Source organism: Vibrio sp. D404a, from assembly GCF_030248535.1.
GTDB lineage: Bacteria > Pseudomonadota > Gammaproteobacteria > Enterobacterales > Vibrionaceae > Vibrio.
The window spans coordinates 77,365-97,082 of record NZ_JAHGAJ010000043.1; the positions used below are offsets into that span (position 1 = coordinate 77,365).

Genomic DNA, 19,718 nt, shown 5'->3' on the forward strand with positions numbered 1-19,718 from the left:
CAGGTGAGTTTGAAAGCATGGTGATAGTTGCACCATGCTTTTTTTGTTTGAAAGTGATCTAAATAACTCTTTGAAGCTTATAGACAAAATCAGAAAGTAGGAGAGTAGTATGAATCGAATCAACCCCAGGAAGTTACTGCACAGTAAGTGGACGGCAGTTTCTCCAGTCAATCGAGAGAAACACTTCATGATCACTGAGATGGAATTCGAAGAAGATGTGGTTGTGCGCTGTGTTCTTGAAGCAGTCATGACGAAGCGAGCACGTGATATAGATTGGCATGATCTGACAGACAACTCACAGTGGAAAATGGGTTGGAAGTGAGCCTAATCTCGAGCTTCCATTGCCTTGGCCGTTCTCATTATCCCTCGACTTTCAATCGACAAGCATAGGATACTATCGCGGTTGACCTTGCCAGTATTGCAGCCCCTCTAAAACACCCGCTGCATGAGTTGCCTTACTGGTGTACACATTGTCACGTTGTGAAAGGTGTGCGACTTCAGGGTAGTGATTGGCGACCAATATTGAGTTAACGCCATTGATCGTCAGCATCGATGTGTCATTGGCTGAGTCACCCGCTACGCAAACTTCATCAATGTTGAGGTCATGCTGTTTTAGTAGGTGATGGATGGCTGAGGCTTTATTGACGTTTTTCGGCGTTACGTCCAAATACCAGTCATGGGAGTAAGTGAGATCGACTTGCGCACCATGAGCGGCAAGAGCTCGAGCAACTAGCTCTCTTTGATGGGGTGTGAGAGACCCTTCAAACGTTACCTTGTAGTCGCCTTGATGGTTAGGATCGAGTTTTCCCATAAAATCGAAATCACACAAAGCTTGTTCGACCTTTTGTTTGTCCCACGTCGCTTTGAGCTGTTGATGCCAGTGTGTGTCAGGCTGGTGGATAGGCTGATGATGGTGAATCTGAGTACCGACGTCGCTAATGATGCTGTGCGGTGTTGGGTAGTTATCGGACGCTAAACCGACTTTTATAGAGGGCAGAGTCCGCCCGGTCGCAATGACAAAACGAATGCTAGGCTGGTCACTTAAGTAGTCGAACAGTTGATTGACACCATCAGATGAACCGCCATCTAACGTGCCATCGAAATCACACACTAGCATCTTAATCATTGTTTTAGCTCCATTAACGTCCGCCATTACCTCATTCAAGGTTGGCCTACTAAGTCGTGAATAACAAGGTCAGATTACGTCATGCTATGACAAAAAGATCAGTTTGCCGCTAGTATCACACTCGGTGTGTTTGCTTTGTTTAATTGATTGCAAAACGATTGTCGGAGGGGAAAACAAAAAAGGCCGACCACTACATAGAGGTCGACCTGAGACGTATTCTTGTTCTAGCTTCTAGCGTTCGCCTTGCACTTCGAAGTCATCGCTGATTAGGCGAGCGTGACCATCTTCTTCAATAACCCAATGTTCACGGTGTACAACGCCAAACGCCTTATTCATGGTCCAGCTCGATGTCAGAATGTAGCCGCCATCTTGGTGCTCTTCCCACTTCACATCGGTGTAATCAACGTCTTTAAAGCCTTGGTCAATGATGTTCTGCCAAAAGCCTTGGATTGCTTCGCGCCCCTCAAAGGTGCCAAATGGGCGTGCATGCATCACGCATGTTTCGTTGTACTGGGCTGCACAGCCAGCTGCGTCTTGGCTATTGAAAGCAACTTGCCACGCTGCGATACCTTTCTTACACGCTTCTAATACTTGATTACTCATCTCTAACTCCAATTTGTCGTGTTGATTAACTGGGATACAGTTTAGGTCTACTCTTTAATTTGAAAAACAGAGATAATAGAAATGACTGTTTATAAAAAGAGAACAATAAATTGAATAAGCTAAGACAGATGTCGATCTTCGCGCACATCGTCGAGCAAGGCTCTGTCTCTGCGGCAGCGGCTAAACTCGACCTTTCAAAATCTGTGGTCAGTCAGCACTTGAAAAAGTTGGAGCAAGAGTTGGGCTCTGCTTTATTAAAGCGAACGACTCGTCGACAAACTCTTACTCCAATGGGCGAGCGTTTTTACTTAAGTTGTAAAGACCTCAATAGCTTGGCAGATTCTGCGTGGGAAGTGGCACAAGCAGAACAAGGAGAGCCACAAGGGCGAATTAGGATCACTGCACCGAATGCATTGATGGATGTGCTCGTCGCGCCAGTGATAGCAGAACTCATGAAAACTTATCCAAAGCTGCAACCTGAGCTGCTGAGTGATGATAAGCGACTCGACTTCATGAATAATGATATCGACCTTGCGATTCGTGTTGGCAGCTCTCCCGATAGCACGCTAAAACAAAAGCGTTTAGGCGGTTTTAGAGATCAATTATGTGGTGTGGCTGAAATGCAGAATCGACAAGTCAGTGAGTTGCCATATGTTGCGAATGCATGGCAAGGCAAGCACATTGAGCATCATTTTATATCAGATACAGTCGAGAACATTAGTCTGCATAAACGAGCAAACTGCGTCACGAACTCGATCCATAGCTGTGTCGCACTGATTAAGGCAGGGGCTGGCGTGGGTGTGCTACCGGATTTCTATCTCCGTCAGATTGGGGGCGACTTAGTAAATCTTCTTCCGGATCATCAGCTTCCAATCAATACCGTCTATGCCTTAAACCCTTATTCTCGTCATACACCGCCGGCTGTGTCTTTGTGTATACAAGCGCTAGAGACTCGACTCTCTCGCGAATTGACTCCCTAATATTAACCTCAACAATGATATCGCCGCGTTGTTAGATGTACCTTCTGGTATAAGGGTGGGTGATATCACACATTAAGATATTTGTAATATAATAATTCATTAGTGTGATGTTTAGCTAACTTGTCGTACAAATCTTCATCTATATTATTTGTCGTTGCACAGAGGACGCTGTGCAATCTATGAAAATAAAATAATAAACGTGAAACAAATCATGGAGACTTGTATGATTTTTAAACCCTGCAAACCGCTGTCTTATGCCGTGCTTGCTGCTCTTTTTTCTGGCAGTGTTGCCGCTGAAACATTAACGATTCAGTCTGCATCAGATTGGGGTGGGGCACACTCTTCCTATCCTGCTTCAAACGCTATCGACGGCGATACTAATTGGTCGTCCCGTTGGGCGGCGCAAAACGCTCCGGTTAATCTGGTTCTCGATCTCGGCTCTGTTCAAAACGTTCAAGACGTTAAGATCGCTTGGGGCAAAGGTGAACAGCAAACCTACAAGTTTGAGATTCGGGCATTAGCCGACGAGAGCTCAAGCAACTGGGATAAGGTTTACTATGGCTACAGCAGTGGCACGACATCCCAATTTGAAACCTACGATGTGGAAGATGTTCAAGCTCGCTGGCTTCGAATTAAGGTGTTCTCGAATAGCGCTGAAAGCGTTTGGACCAACATTACCGAAGTAGAAATTCACGGTAATGACAGCCCAGATTACGGCCTCGACCCGAATGCTCCACCTTCAGACAACTTTGACCTGTTGGATTGGTACGTGAGTATTCCTGTCGATGAGGGCGACGGTTACGCGACGTCAATCAAAGAGAACACGCTAGACGCGGGCTACGAAGATGAGTTTTTCTACACTGGAAGTGATGGTGGCTTGGTCTTCTATACGCCAGTGGAAGGGGTTACCACATCAAGCGGTACTAAGTATGTGCGAACTGAGCTGCGTGAAATGCTACGCCGTGGTGATACGTCTTACTCAACGTCTGGCAAAGATAATAACTGGGCGTTCTCTTCGATTCCTTCGAGCGAGCAAGCCGCCTTTGGTGGCATTGACGGCACACTGAATGCCACTTTGGCAGTTAATCATGTAACAACCACCACCTCAAATACCGAACAAGTTGGTCGAATTGTGATTGGTCAAATCCATGCAGAGAAGAATGAGCCGATTCGTCTCTACTATCATAAACTGCCAAACAACGACAAAGGTGCCATCTACTTTGCACATGAAACCTCGAAGTCTACGGGCGGCGATGAAACTTGGTACAACCTGCTTGGAAACATGGTGACATCATCAGGTGACCTGAACAGTGAAAGTAACCCAAGTGATGGTATCGTGCTGGATGAAACCTTCTCATATTCGATTGTGGTTGAGGGTGATAAGTTGATTACCACCATCAGTCAGAATGGGACTGAGCTTGCAGCGAAAGAGGTCGACATGAAAAACAGTGGTTATGACGACGAAGATAACTACATGTATTTCAAAGCGGGTATCTACTTGCAAGATAACACCAGTAACGACAGCGATTATGCGCAAGTGACCTTCTATCAGCTGGAAAATAGTCACAACTAGTTTTTTTAGTCGATAAGGAAACTTGGAATACTTAACGTAGAGGTGGCCAATTGGTCACCTCTTTTTTTATCTTTTCACCTCTCACTTCTAATATATCGAGCCCCTTTAATGGTGTGCAGATTGGCAAAAAAACCAACCCGTACTTATAGTTACCTAGAGTGTCTAGTTGCTTATTAATTTCAAAGGGGACGTCTTTGCCTGAACGTTTTACCAAGTCATGCCACGAATGCGGGCTGGTCAGTCAGTTTGAAGAGTTGTCTGCGGGCAGTGAAGCGTCTTGTCCAAGATGCTCTCATACTTTATCGAGCGTTGGACACCATCAGCAGCAGGGGGTAATAGCGTATGCGTTGGCGAGCCTGATTACCTTAATCATGAGTCTGACTTTTCCGTACATGTCATTCAGCGTTCAAGGTATCAGCCAACAGATCACGTTATATCAAGCGGTCGACATGATGAATCGCATGGATAACAGTTTGATCGCCATATTGTTGTTTTTGGCAGTGATTCTTTTGCCTGCTTATTTTCTGGTGCTTTCCTTGTGGTTCTGCCTGTTGGTAGAGCGCAAAAAACGAATTAACTATGCCTCCAATCGATTTACATTTCTGGCTCTCAAGTCTCTGAGTTGGGCAAAGCCGTGGCTGATGGTCGATGTGTTCTTGATTGGTGTGTTGGTGAGCTTGATTAAGATAGCCGCCTTGGCTGACGTTTCAATGGGCTTGTCTTTCTGGGCGTTTTGTATTTATGCCATGCTGGTGGTTAAGACCATCTCTTTAGTCGATTTTGGTTGGCTGTGGGACCGCTTAGTCCCAAATAACGCCCCGCAAGAACCAATGGTCGGGAGTCTATTTCAAAGTAAGCAGCATCTTGCTTGTCATATCTGTGGGCAGGTACACCAGTACAGCGACAGCCTTCACCATTGCACTCGTTGTAATACTCATTTGCATCGCTTTGATCCAGTTAAAAATCTACAAATCGCATGGGCGTTGTTGTTCACGTCAGTCGTGTTTTATATCCCAGCCAATTTGTATCCGATGATGTATACCTCTGCATTTGGAACCAGTGAAGGTTCAACCATCATGGAGGGGGTCATCTTACTTTGGAATATGGGTTCATACCCCGTGGCACTGATCATTCTTATTGCGAGCGTTTTCATTCCGATGGCGAAGATGGTCGCCTTGGCTTACCTGTATTGGAATGCGAAAAGGGTGCATGGGCTGACTGAGCAAAAAGCGAATCGCTACCTTAAGGTTTACCGCGTGACGGAATTCATTGGTCGCTGGTCGATGATAGACATTTTCGTCGTTGCAATATTGGTGGCATTGGTTCAATTGGATGGTGTTATGGCCATTTACCCGGGGCCTGCGGCGCTGTCATTTGCGGCGGTTGTAATATTTACGATGTTATCAGCGATGATTTTCGATTCTCGAATTATATGGAAGTAATCTCCTCAAAGAGGTGTGGAACAGATGGAAAAGCAAAGTACTTCGGATGCGAAGGTATCCAAAAAAAGCGAGTTGTCGCCAGTTTGGATTGTGCCAATCATTGCGGTTTTGGTGGGGTGTTGGATGCTGTTTCAATACTTCAATAATCGCGGGCCAGAGATCACCCTGATCTTACCGGACGCATCTGGTATTGAAGCGGGCAAAACGGCGATTAAATCTAAGAATGTTCATGTGGGTACCATTACCGATGTCGCCTTGAGTGAAGACTATGAGTACATCATTGCAAAAGCTCAAATAGACAAGAAAGCTTCTCGTATGATCAATGCTGATACCCAGTTTTGGGTCGTGGAGCCGCATGTCGGAACCGATGGTATTAGTGGGCTTGAGACTATTTTGTCGGGCTCGTACATCGAGCTGAAACCGGGTAAATCGAGTGAAGACCAATTGAGGTTTGATGTGCTAGATACACCTCCAGTAGCAGGGCCAGATACTAAAGGGATCAGGGTGGTTGTCTCTCATAAGAAAGCGAATCAGCTCGCAGTCGGTGAACCCGTGTTGCATCATGGTTTTGTGGTAGGGCGAGTAGAGAAAACCAGTTTCGACTATCAAAAGAAAGAGGGCAAATATCAACTCTTCATCTTTGCTCCCTATGATGGGCTTATCTTTGAAAAAACACAGTTTTGGCTCTCTTCTGGCATTGATGTGAGGTTTGGTGCTAATGGCTTAGATGTCAACTTTGCTTCGATAGAGAGTATTTTGACTGGTGGGGTAAGTTTTGATGTGGCGGAGAGCATTAAACCGGGGGCCCAAATCAAAGAGAACCTAAAAGAGTACACGCTTTATGATAATTACGATGCGGTAGTAGAGGGTAAATACACCACGTCACTTGATTACGTACTGCTGTTCGAAGAGTCGGTCCGTGGGTTAAGAAAAGGTGCACCGGTTGAGTATCGAGGGGTGCGAATTGGTACGGTGGATACCGTGCCGTTGCAGATACGTATGGACAAAGAAGGCAAGGTTTCGAACCGTATCCCTATTCTCATTAAACTCGAAATTGAACGAGTTTCTGAAGTATTCAAAGCCGTGAATGCCGAAGCCTTTGCAGAACGCGTCAAACTGCAGATGGGCGAGGGGCTAAGAGCAACCTTAAAAACGGGTAACCTTCTTACCGGGGCACTGTTTGTCGATATTAACTTTTATGAAGACGAAGAGCCTTACGAACCAAGAGAGTTTGATGGTTATCCCGTGTTCCCAGTTGTGGCTGGTGGTTTAACGGAAATTCAAAAACAGATCACCGATTTCTTAGATAAGGTCAATGAGCTTCCACTAGACGCCACGATCGCAAATTTAAATGGTTCATTGGCTTCGTTAGACAGTACGCTGAAGAGTATGGATGAACTGCTTGATAGCGAAGGAGCGAAAGCCTTGCCACAAGACATCAGTGAAACCATGAAGCAGCTTGAGGCGACGTTAGATAGTTATGATGATGACTCAGATGCTTACAAACAGCTCATTAGCGCATCTGAAGAGTTAGAGCATGTGCTTAAAGAGCTTCGCCCGTTAATCAAAGTACTAAACGACAAACCCAATGCGTTGGTGTTTGGGAGCGATGCGGAAGAAGACCCGATTCCAGTTAAGGGAGTGGAATAATGAGAAAACTATTTATATCACTGTTTGTATCGTTCGGGCTTTTAGGGTGCACTTCTCCCACAGATGGCACTCATGCCTATCTTCTACCAGAGAGTACATTGGATAAGCCGATTTTTAAGGTGAAGACTCGAGTCGATTTGCCTGATTATCTCGACACTATCGGCATTGCGTATCGCAAGTCTGAAAATGAACTGGTTTCTGCGCGTAAACATGTGTGGGCTGAAAACCTTGAAGGGCTGCTTGAAGAGCGTATTGACTCTTCCGATGTATCAGGAGAATCGGATAAAGAGTTGACCATTACTTTCGAACAGTTCAACGGCTCTTACACTGGTAATGCTGAAGTAAAAGGAACTTGGGTACTGAGCGAGGAAGACGTGGAACTGGCACGAGCGGAATTTGAATCTATGACACCGTTAAAAGAGTCAGGGTATGAGTCGCTTGTCGAAGCTCTAGGGGAAGGCTTGGATGAGGTGCTGGCCGATATTCAGTCGCAATTAAAACAAAGCTCTAATCAGTAAAAGTACTCAGTCTAATATTCAAAAAGCCCGCGTTATTGATCTACTTCAGATGAACAATAACGCGGGCTTTTTGTTGTTTGTTTGATTCTTCACATACCCGTTAAATCAAACCTAATTCGGTGGGGGATGTCGGCTGTGTTAATTCTGACTGCGGTTGGCGATGATGGTCTGTTTTAAAATACGCAGCAACCACTGGTTAATCGGGTCATATTGTTGAGAGCGTCGGCAGCTCATCACGAAAGAGAGCTCAATATTTAGGTCTTGTGGTAGGTGAATACTGCGGCATCCGTTGGGCACGCTACCATCGGTGATCACACCAAAGTGGTCAGTTTGCATCACAATCTCATGCACTGTCTGTGGATGGGCAACTTCGGCCTTTGGTGTAAATTTAAAGCCAATATTCGACAGACGCTCAACCAAGGGGTACTTGTTGTCATTCCAGCCCGCAGATTTATAGATAATCATTGGGTATTGAGCGAGCTCCTCGAACTCGGTTGCGGGGTGACCATTTCGAACAAAGAACACTACGGTTCCTCGCCCAAATTCAGCTTGAGCAATAGACTGAGGCAACCCTTCATCAAAGTAGTGCGCCGCAACCGCACTCTCACCATCAATCAGTCGGTTTCTTGCATTATTGTCCCAATGTAAAAATGAAACGGTGGCCTTAGGTGCCTGCTCTAACAGTGCCAGATACAGCTTATCACCGAGCTGTTGCCAAAAATGGTTATTGGCATAGATCTTAATCGACCCTTGGTAGGTTTCTGGCGAAAAGCCTTCGGGTTTAATTGATGCAACGCTATCAAGAATGCTGTCGAAGTGCTTAATGTTCGCTTCCACAAATGAAGTGGGCTCAAAGCCCTGTTTAGTTTGAATGAACAACGGGTCGTCGAGCTGCGTTTTGAGCTTTGATAGATTTTTGCTGATGGCACTTGGGGTCTTACCCAACGCGTCAGCGACCAATCCAACATGGCGCAGCTCGTACATCTTCTTTAACACTAAAATATTTTGAATATCGAGATTGGTGTTCATTTCCTTCTCCGAATACGCATCCATACGCTCATCCTAATCTTAAGTATTAGTTGGAAAGACAGGGGCACGTCAAAATCTTATTTACTTATCTATGTGCCTTGATAGATGGGGCGCCGCGAGTGAGTTTCTATTTTGGAAATCTTGGTTTTCCTCGTGAGAATAAGGGCTTAGCGCTAAAGTAACTACATCGAAACGGAAGACACCAAAACGAAAGATTCAATTGAACAGCAATTGATATCGACTCAACGAATAATACAGAAAGAAAAATGAGGTGATGTATGAAAAAGCTAATCGCACTAGGTCTAATGGCAATCTCAATGAATACTGCTTTTGCTTCTGACGGTAACTACACAGGCACGATTGATATGACCCTTACCTCAGACAACCAAGTTCAATCTGAACGCATTGCACCAGAGCCAAAACTGCAGGGTCGCAACGAAGCGTCTGACGGTGGTGTGCGTTTCATGACACCTTCTGACAAGCATGAGTTTGTGCTTAACGGTCGTCGTGACTAACACAGAAAGTGCTCAGTATTGAGGAAGCTTAAGCCTTTATAGAGCCAAAATCTTGTGAAATTCATTGTCTTATCGAACAGCCCGTACTGAAAATGTGCGGGCTGTTTTATTTTCATCTAATTAATTGAATTAAAAAGCAGAATCGTTAAATCGTTCCTACACTTAGGTAAGTTTAGTTAGCCTGTGTAGGGAGAAAAGTGTGTTCAATTGGAGGCCTAGTCATGCATCAAAGGCTTTGATGTTATGGATACTGACATTGTGTGTTGCGGTGACAACCGTGAACGCGTGGGCGCAAGCGTTACCAGATCTAGAATACATAGACAGTGAAATCACCAAACTGAGCGCGGAGAATCCCAAAAACGAGGGGCTTATTGGTCAATATGAGACCTTAAAGGCGGGTGTGGCAAGTCACGAAGAAAAACGCAACAAGCGTGATAATTACCTTAAAGCGATCACTCAATTCCCTGTTCAACGCGAACGCCTAATGACCAACATTAACGATGTTGAATCGTTAGATATCTTCAAAACGGATCAGCTCGTTAAGTTCAGTGATTTGTCGCAGGCCATCGCTTCCTTGCAAGCCGCATTGGTCGAGTGGCGCACCTCTTATCAAGCCAAATCAGAACAAGCCAAACAACTGGGCACGGCTCGAACGGAGTTACCGCGCAGCTTAGCTCAGCTCGATAGACAGATCGAAAAAGCCAACTTAGCAAAGAGTGGCAAAGGTGAATTGATCGACCAGTGGTTAGAGCTGAGTAACCTTACAGGTTTAAAGCTTGACCGAGAAGTGTTGGCCGCAGAGTTACAAAGTCTGGATGAACGTACCGAGATTGTTCGATTAGAGCGTCAGCTGCTAGATAGAAAAATCAAATTGGCGACCCCGCTGGTGGTTGATCTTCAAGAGCGTTTAACTCAAGTCGAACAAGCATCGGTGCGTGAGCTGATTGATCAAGCCAACACGCTCAGAGAGCAGCGAGATACTCTGACGATCCCTGAGCAGCAAAGAGTGGATCGACTCACTGATTTTGCAATGGAGTTAGAGCAAGTTCTGGTTGAAATAGACCAAGCGAGAATCACAGTACATGAAGTAGATTCAGAACGAAGAAGCCTCACCAGTGAACTGCGTTTGATTAAGGATAACCTCAATTGGCTGCGTGACAGTACCGCCTTTGGGGACTCCATTCGTGCTCAGCTACAGCGATTGCCAGCGGTTGTCGACAGCAGCGAAATTCCCAACAGCATTGCGAATGCGCACATCAGGAAGTATGAAATTGGGCAGACATTAGATGATCTTGCGGTAAACAAATCTGTTTCTGAGATTCAGCAGAGTACAGAACCCGTTGATGAGTTGAGCCAGTTGACGCAACTTGTTTTAAAGCAGTTAACAGACAGCTACGATAAATTGATTATCGCCCTCAGCAAACTGCAGACCTCAAAAAGCCAATATGTCCTAGAGGTCAATGGTGCGCGCACCTTCTTACAACAACAGCAACTCTGGAGCCGCAGTAATGTGCCTTTGTGGGAGCACCTCACCAGTTTTGACCGCGAGGTATGGCTGGGCGATCCGCGTCCGTTTATTGAGCGCTTTGATCAGCTAACCCGAGAACAACTCATCAGTCTTGGCTCCTTAATTGCTTTCTACAGTGCGACGTTGTTTGTCCTTTATGTGCGTTTTTCTAAACGAGCGATTAGCCGGCGTTTGGAATATCAGAAAATCTTTGGCCACCCATTGAAAGACAAATTCCGCTTTACTCTGATTTTGTCATTAATGGCATCGTTAAGAGCGGTCGCCTTACCGCTATGGTTTGGGGTGACGGCGTATGTTGTGCATTGGATATGGCCGATCACCAGCTCCGAGGAGATAAAAACCATCACGTTCGCTGCCATGAGCGGCTTGTTTGTCGTCGAAGTACTGTTTTCATTGAGCTCGCCTAAAGGGGTGCTGGATCTGCACCTAAGCTGGCCAAGCTATATCTGCGAATACTTGCACTCTGGCGCGAAACGCGTTCGATGGCCGTTAATCCTGTTGTTGGTCTCTATTTATGCCGCTGAACTGGCAGCAGGAACCAAAGAGGCGGAGATTTCACGAGTCCTATTTCTAGTGCTGATTGGCTCAATGCTAGCTGTGTATAGCTCACTGCTCAAAAAGCAGCATCTGCCTTCCACCTTTCCTTCGCCTTTTAACCAAGGTGTATCGCTGTTTGTGATTCGAGCCGTGGTATTAGGATCGTTTGTTGGCATTCTGGCCATGGCGATTGTCGGTTTGTATGTCGCATCTTGGGTACTATTGATTTATCAGCAGCTGACTATTTTCGTCATTTTAGGTGGTTTGTTTATCTATCAGCTAGCCGAGCGCTTCTTAAAGCTGGAGCATCGTCAACTCACGTATCAACGCCTATTAGAACGCCGAGAAGAGTTGATTGCCCAGCAGCAAGAGCAAGCCGATGAACCACCAGAATTAGCGGAGCTGAGAGACTCCTTACCCGATGTAGAAGAGCGAGCGCTCGATAGTGAACAGGTCAGTGAGCAATCCATCACCTTGCTCCGAGGTTTGTCACTGATTGGTCTTGTGATAGCGCTGTTGACCCTGTGGTCGAGTGCGTTAGAGATGACCAGTCAGCTAAATAATGTTGTGGTTTGGCAGGTGAGCGAAACCACCGAAACGGGTGCTAGGCTGGTGGACATCACCATACAATCGCTGATTTATGCGGTGATCACGCTATTGGTGACTATGGTAGGGGTGCGTAACTTACCCGGCGTGCTTGAGCTGCTTATCTTAAGACGACTCGACCTTGCTCCGGGTTCAGGCTACGCGATTACTACATTATTGAGATACCTGATTCTGGTTGGCGGCGTGCTAACGGTGTTTGCGATGCTTGGCTTCCAATGGTCACGCTTGCAGTGGCTGGTGGCGGCGTTTGGTGTCGGTTTAGGTTTTGGTTTGCAAGAGATCTTCGCTAACTTCATCTCTGGCTTGATCTTGCTGTTTGAAAGACCGATCCGTATTGGTGATATCGTGACGATTAATGACCTGTCAGGAACTGTGAGCAAGATACAAACCCGTGCAACCACGATCATCGATTGGGATAACAAAGAGATTGTGGTGCCGAATAAAGCCTTCATCACCGAGAAGTTGATCAACTGGTCGCTGACCGATCCGGTCACCCGTGTTGTGATCCCAATTGGCGTCGCTTATGGAACAGATGTGGAGAAGGTTGAATCGATTCTCTATCAAATTGCTAACGACAATCCTTTAGTGCTTGAAGAGCCTTCTCCATATGTGGTGTTTCTTGCCTTTGGTGCGAGCAGTCTAGATTTTGAATTACGTGTCCATATCACGGCTATTGAACACCGTTTAACGACGATTCACCTCATCAACAAGAATATTGATAAGCTGTTTCGTGAGAACAACATTGAAATCGCCTTCCCACAAATGGACATTCACGTTCGCGATTGGCCGAATCAACCCGGTTAAAGCGAGATTTGATTAAAACTGAAGGCTGTCGATTGTGGATTATGACAGCCTTTTTCATGTTCCATCAATACCAATAATTAAGGGCCTAGGGGGTATGTTTGAACCAAGCACGGAAGAGTTAGACCCACTTAAGATCGCCAGTTATTTAAATAACAGCGAGTTGACGAATACCTCTGACAACTTGTCGGAATCTGATTTATCTGAGGCAACCTTTAATAATAAACAGCTAGACGCATTGTTGGTTTCAGCGCTCGATGAAGAACAGTCTGAATGTCTAATTAGCCTCTGTGAGAAAAGCAACACCTCGCTGCTTTGTTTTGAAAACCCATCGAACGATGCGGCGGCAGTGGCTCGCGTGATAGATAACCTGATGGGCAAACTTCAATCCCACGAAATGCCGAATAACATTGATGTGGCGGATTTGCGTAATCTGTCTGAAAGCGGTGATTTGCTGTTTGGGTTTGATAACCACAGCGCTGCGCTCGATTTTCTAGATGCACAGAACCTTGGTAAAGTCGTCGGAGGTGTTTACTTGGCTCATGGTACAGTTGAACTGTCGCAATATGAGCAGGCTACCAATGAGCTACTCACTCGTTTCCCAGATAGTGGCTATTTATGTTCGAGTTTTTATGGCGCAGGTCTTGGTCAGTGTACGATTGTGTTGTCTGTGAAAGCGGTCGTCGTTTAGAACTTGATCAGTTATGTCAGTGAATAGAAAGAATCTATATATCAATACCTCAGCCCATTGCTGAAGCCATGCAACTGATGTACAACGAACGCTCAAACAAGAATAAGAGTGTAATTGCATGAGTTTAGTAGTAAGACAAGTCACCATCGAAGATGCGCAAGGCATCACTGAAGTGCTTAACCCAATCATTGAAGAAGGTTTGTACACCATCCTCGACACCACATTCACGGTTGAAGAAGAGAAGGGCTTTATTGCGGATTTCCCAAAGCAAGGCGTGTTTACTGTTGCTGTGAATGAAGAGCAAAACAAAGTCATCGCTTTCCAAAACATCGAGCCTTTTGCTTCTTATACCAAAGCCTTTGATCATGTGGGTATTATTGGTACCTTTGTGGATAGCGAAAGCCGTGGACAGGGTGTATCTAAAAAGCTGTTCCAATCGACGTTTGAAGTAGCAAAACAGAAAGGCTATGAAAAACTGTTTGCTTATGTTCGAGCAGACAACGAGCGCGCATTAGCTGCCTATATACGTCAAGGCTTTGAAGTGGTCGGCACCGCGAAAAAGCACGCCAAAATCGACGGCGTATACGTTGATGAAGTTCTAATCGAGAAGTTCTTATAGTCGAGCTAAGCAACTTCTATCATTGATTAGGATAAGCCAGTTCAGATGAACCAGACAAAGGATAAGAAGGTGACATGAATATAGATATTTACCAAGTCGATGCGTTTACCTCATCGCCTTTCAAGGGCAATCCCGCGGGTGTTTGTATTACCGAACAGCCATTGAGTGAAGAGCTAATGTTTTCCATCGCTCAAGAGATGGCCGTATCAGAAACCGCATTTCTCACGCTAAGTGACATGAGGCTGCGTTGGTTTACCCCTGAAATTGAGGTGAAATTGTGCGGACACGGTACTTTAGCTATGACGCACATTCTGGTTGAGCGCGGTGATTTGAATGTCGGAGAAAGTGTCACCTTTCAAACTCTGTCTGGTCCTTTGAATGCGGCGGTATTAGAAGACGGAATTGAGCTCGATTTTCCGCAAACCAACCTTCAATTAGACCAAGAGTTTAATGCACCATTGTTAGAAGCGTTAGGTATTAAGCCTCAAGATATTGCGGCATATGGCGAATTCGATTCTAAAGTCTTTATTCAAGTGAACAGTGAAAGCGCGTTGCTTGCTCTTACGCCTAACTTCGATGCGATGAAGCAGCTTGTTGGACGAGGTGTGGTGGTGACGGCTCAATCAGAGCAACCACAGTTAGATTTCATCTCGCGCTATTTTGCCCCTTGGGTCGGTGTAAATGAAGATCCGGTAACGGGTTCGGCCCATTGTGCCCTCGGTCAGTTCTGGTGCCAAAAATTGGATAAAACTACGCTAACAGCGTATCAGGCATCGAAGCGAGGCGGTGATATCACAGTTGAAGTGCTTTCCAACCAGCGCATTAAACTAAAAGGGACTGCCAAGACCACCATTAAGGGCGTGATGAGCATGTAGTTATTATCGCGACTATGCAACAAACCCTTACTAAATGTAATGATAAGCTTTGAGGTTGCGTTGACTTCGTAGCGTTGAATTAGGCTTTGAGCGAGGCTTTCAAGAAAATCGTACAGAGATTGGTCTTTTCTTATGAGAGGCGCGTTAAAAAGGTGGACTTTACAAAGCGGTTGTACCATCCTGCGTCTCCAATTTCATTCAACCTAAGCAATGAGACGAAGTGTCTGCTGAAATGTTAATCAGCCTCCCGTATCTCATTAATAGTAAGGAGTTCAACTTGAACCTATTTGTAAGAGATCTTACCGTTATCGATTCTTCATACATCTGTGAACACAGAGGAGTCGTGGGAGATAGTTGGATTTTAGATGTCATCATGTCTGGCGAGCTCAATGAAATGAGCATGGTGCTAGATTTCAGCAGGGTAAAGAAACAGATCAAACACCTTGTTGATGAGTATGTTGACCATCGCTTACTGGTGCCAATGAAAAACCCAGCCATCATCCATCAGGCGACCAAGCCAGGTTACTCAACACTTGATGTCATGCGTGGCGATAAGAGCATTCACCTACAATGCCCTGATGAAGCGTATTGCTTGATTGACGCAGAAGCGATCACCATCGAAAGCATTACTGCTCATGTCTACGATATCCTGCGCGATAACCTACCAAGCAATGTGACTGGCCTTGAAATTACGCTACGCCACGAAAAGATTGATGGTGCGTTTTACCACTACACGCATGGCCTTAAAAAGCACGATGGTAACTGTCAGCGTATTGCTCATGGTCACCGCTCGCCAGTTGAGATTGTGGTGGATGGTAGCCGTGATTCGCAAAGAGAAGAGGCTTTTGCACAGCGTTGGGAAGATATCTACCTAGGCTCTCAAGAAGACGTAGTGATGTTGGAAGCGCTTAACTTGAGCGAGAACGCACAAGCCGTTACCGACGAAAGCCACTACGCGTTCCGCTATACCGCGCCACAAGGTGAGTTCGAGCTAGCGATCGCTAAAAGTGAAACCGAAATTCTTCCAACCGACACCACGGTTGAATTGCTAGCTGGCTACATTGCAGACCAAGTGAAGCCGAGCCTAAACGATGGGCAGTCTCTTCAGATTGTGGCGTACGAAGGTGTCGGTAAAGGCGCTATGGCGTTCAGATAATCAGATAAATGCACTGATGATACATGGTGTGTCATCAGTGCAATTCCATTTTGAGCAGCTCTCTAAGGCTGTTTCAACTTGGCGACTTGCTGTGGCCAAGGGTCCTCAAAGCTCGCTCCATTTGCCCACTGTTCCAATTCAAAATCACTCAAAAAGCACTTTTCTAGCGCAAGCATAAAGCTATCTACTTCGTCTTGCTGCCCGATCACCGTTAAACGGCAACGACGGTCGCCAAAGCGGCTATCGACACTGTCTATTTTATCTTGAAGGATTTTTCGATGCTCTTCGGTGTAGTTCTGAGACTCATCATTGATGACAGAAGCACGCCAGAACCCGGTGACTTCTAAACCTACATTGCCATTTGCCTGACTCCAAAGTAGCGACACGTCATCGCGAGTTGGGAACCAGAAAAAGCCTTTGCTACGAAAAACACCCTTAGTCATGTATTGATGGCAAGTGTCCCACAAACGTTGAGGGTGGAAAGGGCGGTCATCTTTAAGCACTTTAGAGACCAAGCTTTGATTGGCCTTTCCTGACAAGTTCAATGGTGTGTTTACGCCACCACGCAACTCTTCAGTGAGTTGTTCAACCAGAAAATAGTTGTAGTCTTGTTGGTTGTTAATGGACGCAATATTAATGTTGCCCCAAGAAGTCTTGATAATATTGGCATAGATATTAAGCGGATGTATCGCCTGTGCTATCTTAGCCACACTATCGTCATCGAGTCGGTCTGTTTTGGTTAACAGCACACGATTAGAGAACATGATCTGTTCAACCAACAGGTTTTCAATACCTCGAATCCCTTTCTGAAGGTTCTCTTGCCATTTCGGAATCAAATCTACACCTTGGCGGTAATCGTCGCGTAACCAAATAGCATCAACTAAGGTAATCACATCTTTGAGCGCAAATTGAGGTCGATGCTTGAAGAACTCAACTAATGGGAGAGGGTGGCTGCTTCCAGAGGTTTCAATCACGATCCAACTTGGTGATTGCTTTTCACAAAGCTCTTTTAAGGCTTGCTCAAGCTGCACAATCCCACTCGGGCTACTGACACTGTCGCCACTAATGGTCACGAAGTTGCCTTGCTCTTCATTAACCACATCGGTATTGGCAATCAACACCCCATCAACGTCCAGTTCGCTCATGTCGTTAACCACAACCGATGGAACGATCTGCTGGTCGCTGGCTTGCTGAAGGATATTGCGTAACAAGGTGGTTTTACCCGAACCAAGAAAGCCATGCAAAATGGTAACTGGGATGGTAGACATGTCTTTAACCTTTAACTAGAAAACAAAGTAAACGTTATAACATAACAATAACTATTGTCGTAAGGGTCTTTGTGAAAGAGTCACAATTGATGGCAGAGCTTCTGTTTTGGTATTTGGAATACACTTTTTAAGTGTTGAAGAGTTTAGATAGAGGGCTTACGACACCGTTCGCACCTCTATCAATGATATGAGTATAGATTTGTGTTGTCTTCAAATCGGTGTGCCCAAGTTGCTCTTGGACGGTTCTGATATCCGCTCCGCTTTGAAGAAGATGCGTAGCGAATGAATGCCTTAAAGTATGGCATGAGATGTTTTTCTCAATGTTGGCTTTTTGGCCAGCTATCTTAATGTGTTTTTGAAGCGCTGTTGGGTGAATATGGTGCCTACGTAGCTCGCCCGTTCGTAAATCTGATGACAAACGGTTAGAAGGAAAAAGGAATTGCCAATTTAGACTCTTTTCTGCGTTTGGGTATTTTCTAGCGAGAGCTTCAGGAATATATACACCAGAAAAAACTGTGTCATTCATGTCTTGATGATAGTAACTCGCGGATCTCTGTTGCTGTTGCTTGATAGCGGGAAAAATCTCTGGTGCTATTGTAACTACGCGGTTTTTACCTCCTTTCCCTTGCCATACACGTACGGACTTATATGTATAGTCGATATCTTGTATGCGTAAGCGTAAACATTCCATTAAACGCAACCCTGACCCGTACATTAATTGATAAGGTAATTTGTAGTTAGGTGAACAGTGATTGAATAGCCTAACAATCTCCTCTGGAGTCATGACTGTTGGTAATTTTCTTGATTTATCTGAGCGCCGAAACTGCATATCAAGTTTTATGGGTTCTTGAATAATTTCTTTGTATAAGAAGACTAATGCATTGAGAGCTAGACTTTGCGTTTTCCTTGCTGACTTTTTGTTAACAACCAGATGCGTTAGAAAATCCTCTACATGCCTAGAGGTTAAGGTCTTTGGGTGCTTTTTATCATGATAAAGAATGTATTGGTGGATCCAATAGATGTACGCCTCCGTTGTACGAAGGGCATAGTGTCGTCCAAGCATATATTCTTGTATATACGACAGAAATGGTGATTTTTTCATTAAACTTTAACTGGTTATGCATACATAAGTTTCAGTTTGGCACACCAATTCATGTTATATAGAAAAATTCTGTATTTTGGGATGTAGGCAGAGAGCTGTAGTGCTTAAGTTACTGTTAGTTTTCATAAAAACGGGGTATCGTTTACGTCATTAAGATACTAGACAGAATAATTCCGTATTTAAGTGCAGAATTTTTCTGTCTAATATAGCTGTTATAAAGCAGAGAGAACGTATGAAAATCTATGAAATTTTGTTGGCTGTCTTAATTTTATTTATTGGTGGTTGTTTTGGTCTCTGGCTTGGCGTTGAAACTGTATATGTTGAAGTGGAAGAGGTGCCAACGAAAACGATTTTTGATCTAGGTGGCTTTATTGCTACTATTATTTCTGCGGTTGTAACCGTTCTGGGTTTTATTTTAGCGATTCATGTATATAAATCATGGCATAGCCAACAATTAGATCAATCTATCATTGGTGTAAAGCTAGATATTATTAAGAACATTTCTATACTAGACCGTACCTTGTCAAAGCACATTTTACTCGCTGGTGAAAATGATCTAAATGACCAACTAGATAAATGTATCATCGAACTTAACGACACAATAAAGTTGTTTTATACGTTAGATACTTCATCACGAAATAATCTATCGGTATCAGAATGTATGGTTTATGACATTGATGACTTCCTCAGACCTGCAAAACGGTTTAAATCATTAGCGTCTGATTATGCTAGGCTCGCTAAATCAGGAGAAATCGTTTGTAGTCGCCAGTCTATTGCTGTGAACTCGACTTTGATGCTTGATACTAGCTTACAGTTTTTCCGAATCGCTTTTAATGGTGGCTTAACTGGTACTCCAATGGAGCTGTATATTACAACTGCCAAACTAGGAGAAAGTGCTATGATTGACGTGAGAAATGCGGTGTAACTGCTTTATAACAAACGACTATGGCGTCAATGATTAGTTTTTGGCTATATTTTCATCCCACATGGCGCCATCTCTGAGCATAGAATTAAGGGTCACAACCATCTTTCTTACACACGCGATTATTGCGACTTTCTTGGGCTTTCCTGCTGCTAGAAGTCGAGCATAAGTGGCTTT

General features: G+C 44.8%; 18 protein-coding genes and 1 pseudogene. 13 read left to right on the forward strand and 6 right to left on the reverse strand.

The features are described from left to right. The first annotated feature begins 109 nt into the window (after window positions 1–109). Window positions 110–322 (forward strand): TIGR02450 family Trp-rich protein, encoded by a 213-nt coding sequence (locus KI655_RS21490; RefSeq protein WP_285408531.1) that lies wholly within the window; start codon window positions 110–112, stop codon window positions 320–322. Window positions 323–394: 72 nt separating this feature from the next. Here the strand turns inward: KI655_RS21490 and KI655_RS21495 are convergent, their stop codons facing one another. Next, window positions 395–1,126 carry an HAD-IIB family hydrolase gene (locus KI655_RS21495; RefSeq protein ID WP_285408532.1) on the reverse strand — a complete coding sequence of 244 codons (732 nt, stop codon included), beginning with the start codon at window positions 1,124–1,126 and terminating at the stop codon, window positions 395–397. Between the two features lie 231 nt (window positions 1,127–1,357). Beyond that, on the reverse strand, window positions 1,358–1,729 hold the full coding sequence (locus tag KI655_RS21500; protein WP_285408533.1) for a nuclear transport factor 2 family protein: 372 nt from the start codon (window positions 1,727–1,729) through the stop codon (window positions 1,358–1,360). Between the two features lie 110 nt (window positions 1,730–1,839). On the opposite strand from KI655_RS21500, the gene KI655_RS21505 reads away from it, so the two are divergent. From KI655_RS21505 to KI655_RS21525, 5 genes are all read left to right on the forward strand, one after another. Further along, window positions 1,840–2,709 (forward strand): LysR family transcriptional regulator, encoded by an 870-nt coding sequence (locus KI655_RS21505; protein WP_285408534.1) that lies wholly within the window; start codon window positions 1,840–1,842, stop codon window positions 2,707–2,709. A gap of 223 nt (window positions 2,710–2,932) precedes the next feature. Beyond that, entirely contained in the window at window positions 2,933–4,282 is a 1,350-nt protein-coding gene (locus KI655_RS21510; protein WP_285408535.1) for a polysaccharide lyase family 7 protein, read from the forward strand. A 194-nt stretch (window positions 4,283–4,476) separates the two neighbouring features. Next, window positions 4,477–5,724, forward strand: a complete 1,248-nt coding sequence (locus tag KI655_RS21515) for a paraquat-inducible protein A (RefSeq protein WP_285408536.1) — start codon at window positions 4,477–4,479, stop codon at window positions 5,722–5,724. A 24-nt stretch (window positions 5,725–5,748) separates the two neighbouring features. Next, entirely contained in the window at window positions 5,749–7,374 is a 1,626-nt protein-coding gene (gene pqiB, locus KI655_RS21520; protein WP_285408537.1) for an intermembrane transport protein PqiB, read from the forward strand. Then, the gene (locus KI655_RS21525) at window positions 7,374–7,892 is read left to right on the forward strand and encodes a membrane integrity-associated transporter subunit PqiC (RefSeq protein WP_285408538.1); all 519 of its coding nucleotides are present in this window, start codon (window positions 7,374–7,376) and stop codon (window positions 7,890–7,892) included. The genes pqiB and KI655_RS21525 overlap by 1 nt, the downstream gene beginning before the upstream one ends. Before the next feature lie 138 nt (window positions 7,893–8,030). Here the strand turns inward: KI655_RS21525 and KI655_RS21530 are convergent, their stop codons facing one another. Further along, window positions 8,031–8,921, reverse strand: a complete 891-nt coding sequence (locus KI655_RS21530) for a LysR family transcriptional regulator (protein ID WP_285408539.1) — start codon at window positions 8,919–8,921, stop codon at window positions 8,031–8,033. 278 nt (window positions 8,922–9,199) lie between these two features. On the opposite strand from KI655_RS21530, the gene KI655_RS21535 reads away from it, so the two are divergent. The 6 genes from KI655_RS21535 (at window position 9,200) to KI655_RS21560 (ending at window position 16,249) form a co-directional block, all read left to right on the forward strand. Beyond that, window positions 9,200–9,436, forward strand: coding sequence for a hypothetical protein (locus KI655_RS21535; protein ID WP_285353431.1), 237 nt, complete (start codon window positions 9,200–9,202; stop codon window positions 9,434–9,436). A 199-nt stretch (window positions 9,437–9,635) separates the two neighbouring features. Next, window positions 9,636–12,911 carry a mechanosensitive ion channel domain-containing protein gene (locus KI655_RS21540; protein WP_285408540.1) on the forward strand — a complete coding sequence of 1,092 codons (3,276 nt, stop codon included), beginning with the start codon at window positions 9,636–9,638 and terminating at the stop codon, window positions 12,909–12,911. A gap of 94 nt (window positions 12,912–13,005) precedes the next feature. Further along, window positions 13,006–13,599 carry a hypothetical protein gene (locus KI655_RS21545; RefSeq protein ID WP_285408541.1) on the forward strand — a complete coding sequence of 198 codons (594 nt, stop codon included), beginning with the start codon at window positions 13,006–13,008 and terminating at the stop codon, window positions 13,597–13,599. Between the two features lie 118 nt (window positions 13,600–13,717). Further along, window positions 13,718–14,218 carry a GNAT family N-acetyltransferase gene (locus tag KI655_RS21550; RefSeq protein WP_285408542.1) on the forward strand — a complete coding sequence of 167 codons (501 nt, stop codon included), beginning with the start codon at window positions 13,718–13,720 and terminating at the stop codon, window positions 14,216–14,218. A gap of 74 nt (window positions 14,219–14,292) precedes the next feature. Continuing rightward, entirely contained in the window at window positions 14,293–15,093 is an 801-nt protein-coding gene (locus KI655_RS21555; protein ID WP_285408544.1) for a PhzF family phenazine biosynthesis protein, read from the forward strand. A 277-nt stretch (window positions 15,094–15,370) separates the two neighbouring features. Then, window positions 15,371–16,249 (forward strand): 6-carboxytetrahydropterin synthase, encoded by an 879-nt coding sequence (locus tag KI655_RS21560; protein ID WP_285408546.1) that lies wholly within the window; start codon window positions 15,371–15,373, stop codon window positions 16,247–16,249. 62 nt (window positions 16,250–16,311) lie between these two features. Here KI655_RS21560 and KI655_RS21565 read toward each other — a convergent pair whose 3' ends face one another. Both KI655_RS21565 and KI655_RS21570 read right to left on the reverse strand, forming a co-directional pair. Then, the gene (locus KI655_RS21565; protein WP_285408548.1) at window positions 16,312–17,517 is read right to left on the reverse strand and encodes a GTP-binding protein; all 1,206 of its coding nucleotides are present in this window, start codon (window positions 17,515–17,517) and stop codon (window positions 16,312–16,314) included. A 127-nt stretch (window positions 17,518–17,644) separates the two neighbouring features. After that, the gene (locus KI655_RS21570) at window positions 17,645–18,619 is read right to left on the reverse strand and encodes an integron integrase (protein ID WP_285408550.1); all 975 of its coding nucleotides are present in this window, start codon (window positions 18,617–18,619) and stop codon (window positions 17,645–17,647) included. Between the two features lie 232 nt (window positions 18,620–18,851). Here KI655_RS21570 and KI655_RS21575 point away from each other — a divergent pair, with 232 nt between their 5' ends. Next, a complete protein-coding gene (locus tag KI655_RS21575) occupies window positions 18,852–19,544 on the forward strand; it encodes a hypothetical protein (protein ID WP_285408552.1) in 693 nt (230 codons plus the stop codon). A gap of 33 nt (window positions 19,545–19,577) precedes the next feature. Here the strand turns inward: KI655_RS21575 and KI655_RS21580 are convergent. Then, window positions 19,578–19,718, reverse strand: a pseudogene (locus KI655_RS21580) (IS110 family transposase); the annotation flags it as partial.

Bases quoted from the DNA above. Each gene is read 5' to 3' on its own strand.
- KI655_RS21490 (WP_285408531.1), top strand. From the start codon at position 110: ATGAATCGAATCAACCCCAGGAAGTTACTGCACAGTAAGTGGACGGCA.
- KI655_RS21495 (WP_285408532.1), bottom strand. From the start codon at position 1,126: ATGATTAAGATGCTAGTGTGTGATTTCGATGGCACGTTAGATGGCGGT.
- KI655_RS21500 (WP_285408533.1), bottom strand. From the start codon at position 1,729: ATGAGTAATCAAGTATTAGAAGCGTGTAAGAAAGGTATCGCAGCGTGG.
- KI655_RS21510 (WP_285408535.1), top strand. From the start codon at position 2,933: ATGATTTTTAAACCCTGCAAACCGCTGTCTTATGCCGTGCTTGCTGCT.
- pqiB (WP_285408537.1), top strand. From the start codon at position 5,749: ATGGAAAAGCAAAGTACTTCGGATGCGAAGGTATCCAAAAAAAGCGAG.
- KI655_RS21525 (WP_285408538.1), top strand. From the start codon at position 7,374: ATGAGAAAACTATTTATATCACTGTTTGTATCGTTCGGGCTTTTAGGG.
- KI655_RS21530 (WP_285408539.1), bottom strand. From the start codon at position 8,921: ATGAACACCAATCTCGATATTCAAAATATTTTAGTGTTAAAGAAGATG.
- KI655_RS21535 (WP_285353431.1), top strand. From the start codon at position 9,200: ATGAAAAAGCTAATCGCACTAGGTCTAATGGCAATCTCAATGAATACT.
- KI655_RS21545 (WP_285408541.1), top strand. From the start codon at position 13,006: ATGTTTGAACCAAGCACGGAAGAGTTAGACCCACTTAAGATCGCCAGT.
- KI655_RS21550 (WP_285408542.1), top strand. From the start codon at position 13,718: ATGAGTTTAGTAGTAAGACAAGTCACCATCGAAGATGCGCAAGGCATC.
- KI655_RS21555 (WP_285408544.1), top strand. From the start codon at position 14,293: ATGAATATAGATATTTACCAAGTCGATGCGTTTACCTCATCGCCTTTC.
- KI655_RS21565 (WP_285408548.1), bottom strand. From the start codon at position 17,517: ATGTCTACCATCCCAGTTACCATTTTGCATGGCTTTCTTGGTTCGGGT.
- KI655_RS21570 (WP_285408550.1), bottom strand. From the start codon at position 18,619: ATGAAAAAATCACCATTTCTGTCGTATATACAAGAATATATGCTTGGA.
- KI655_RS21575 (WP_285408552.1), top strand. From the start codon at position 18,852: ATGAAAATCTATGAAATTTTGTTGGCTGTCTTAATTTTATTTATTGGT.